This window comes from Bradyrhizobium sp., from assembly GCF_019242285.1.
In the GTDB taxonomy this organism is placed as follows: Bacteria; Pseudomonadota; Alphaproteobacteria; order Rhizobiales; family Xanthobacteraceae; genus Bradyrhizobium.
Genome location: NZ_JAFAVV010000094.1, coordinates 1 through 2287 on the forward strand (window position 1 = coordinate 1; position 2287 = coordinate 2287).

1 protein-coding gene is annotated in these 2287 nt (G+C 65.9%); it reads left to right on the forward strand.

Annotated features, from left to right (window positions below; all coding sequences use genetic code 11):
• Positions 1-225 precede the first annotated feature (225 nt).
• Positions 226-2287: filamentous hemagglutinin N-terminal domain-containing protein (locus JOY90_RS03700; protein WP_291689811.1), on the forward strand; the 2062-nt coding region annotated here is incomplete at its 3' end.

Sequence of the window (2287 nt, forward strand, 5' to 3'; positions counted from 1 at the left end):
GGTTGTGAGCCAGATCGAGCAGGTGTTCGGAGCCCGTGCCACCATGCTTCCGGGCGGCATTGTGCTGCTGGGCTGACGTCCGGAAAAATAATCACAGCAAGCCAATTTTCTTGACCGGTCGCAGGCCGCGCCGGGGACCAGAGAGCCAAAGGGATGGCGCAGGGGACGCATGCCGCGTCAACGCGTCGGCGCACCCTCCTCGCGAGGGCTTTGGGGAAGACGATCATGACGGGATTTCGTTTGGCGCGTCATTGCGACGGCGACCATGACGCGCAGCGCCGCGACGCGGTCATGATGGGGGACGTTGCGATCGAAGTCCGGCCGAGGCACGGCCGTTCGCGACGGGCGCTGCTGGCGGGAACGAGTGCGGTCGCGCTACTCCTGCTCGCGCCGCAGATAGCGGCGGCGCGGCCGCTGGGCACCACGGCGCAGGGGGCGTCGCCGATCACGAGCGCAGTCGCGGCGCAACAGGCGGCGGCTGCGCAGGCCGCCGCGGCCGCGGCGCAAGCCCAAACCTCGCTGTCCCGTGCGGCAGCCGCGCTGCAGGCTATGCGGAATGCGCAGAGCAACGCGCGCGCGCTGGCAGTGCAGTCGCCCGGCATGGTTCCCGACGGGCTCGGCACTGGGGCGCTGATGCCCGATCCCAATATCGCCAATGATCCGACGCTCTGGCAGAACGCGACGTTGCCGACCCAGCAGATCGCGAACGGCCGGGCCGTGGTCGACGTCACCCAGCTTCAGCCGAAGGCGATCCTGAACTGGCAGACCTTCAATGTCGGTCGCAACACGACGCTCAATTTCAACCAGGGCGGATCCGACTGGACCGTGCTCAACCGCGTCGATCCGACGATGGGCCCGAGCACCATCCTCGGCCAGGTCAATGCCAAGGGCGGCGTCTACGTCATCAACCGCAACGGGATCATCTTTGGCGCCGGCGCCCAGATCAACGTGCATGCGCTGGTTGCGTCCACACTCGACGTCGGCGCGATCGGAAGCGACCGCGCCACCCGCGACGAATTCTTTCTCGATCAGGGCATCGCCGCGCCGAAATCGTTCTCGATCTTCGATCCCGTCGCCGGCGCCAACACGCTCCTGACCGGCGGCGACGTCAGGGTCGAGGCAGGCGCCTCGATCACCACCGACATCGTCAGCCTTGACTCGCCCGGCTTCGTCTATCTGTTCGCCAATCACGTGACCAATGCCGGCAGCATCACGGTGCCGGCCGGCGAGGCCGCGATGGTGGCGGGGCGCTCGATCGAGCTGGTCCCGAATGGCTTCTTCCAGTATCCGAGCAACGTCGTCCCGAACGGCACCAGCTTCCGTGGCACCGAATTCCGCATTCAGCCCTTTGCTATGGTTATCGGCAACCATTTGGATTTCTCCTCGTTCCCTAAGGGAACCGGCACCATCGCCGACAGCGGGCTGATCGAGACGCCGCGGGGCATCGTCATGCTGACCGGCGCTCAGGTCACGACGACCAGCGACAGCGTAATCTCGGCGGATACCAGCATTAGCCGCAACGCCATGGTGATCATGCGCGCCGTGGGCTCGATCAGCATGAATGGCGCCATCAGCATGTTGCCCTTCGACGACGGCAACACCTTGCCGATCGGGACCGGCGGATCGAGCAGCAGCGTGGTGCAGAGCTTCACGCCGGCCTATGTCGAACTGTCCGCCCAGTCGGAGGTGGCGCTGGGGTCGAGCGCACTGATCTCGGCTCCGGCCGGCAGCGTGAATGTCCGAGCCGTTCAGTTGGGGAGGCTGGGCGTCACCACCCTATCGCTCGGTGTCTACGCGGCGGATTCGAATGGTCAGCCGATCAACGGCACGATGTCTTTCGACGGTCCCGATATTTCGGCTGCCGTGAGCCTGGCTTCGCAACGCGTCCTGCTTCAGCCCGGCGCCACGATCGATGTCGCCGGGCTGCAGGATGTCGTGCTTCCGGTCTCCGCCAACTACGTCTCGTATCAGCCGCGGGCGGAATTCGCCGACATGCCGCTGCAGCGCAACGGTCCGCTCTATGGTCAGACCATGTGGATCGACATTCGCGCGACGGGAACGCGCAGCGACGGTACGACCTGGGTCGGCACGCCGCTGTTCGATGCCAGCGGCGTCATCGGTTCCGTCGGCCGCACCATCTATCAGCTGATGACGTCGGGTGGCACGGTGAACCTGACGACGGAAACTCGTCCCAACGGCCTCGTGCAGGATCCGGGGCGGGACGTCGTGCTCCAGCCCGGTTCGATCATCAACTTCGCCGGCGGCTACGTGCACTATACCGGCGGAC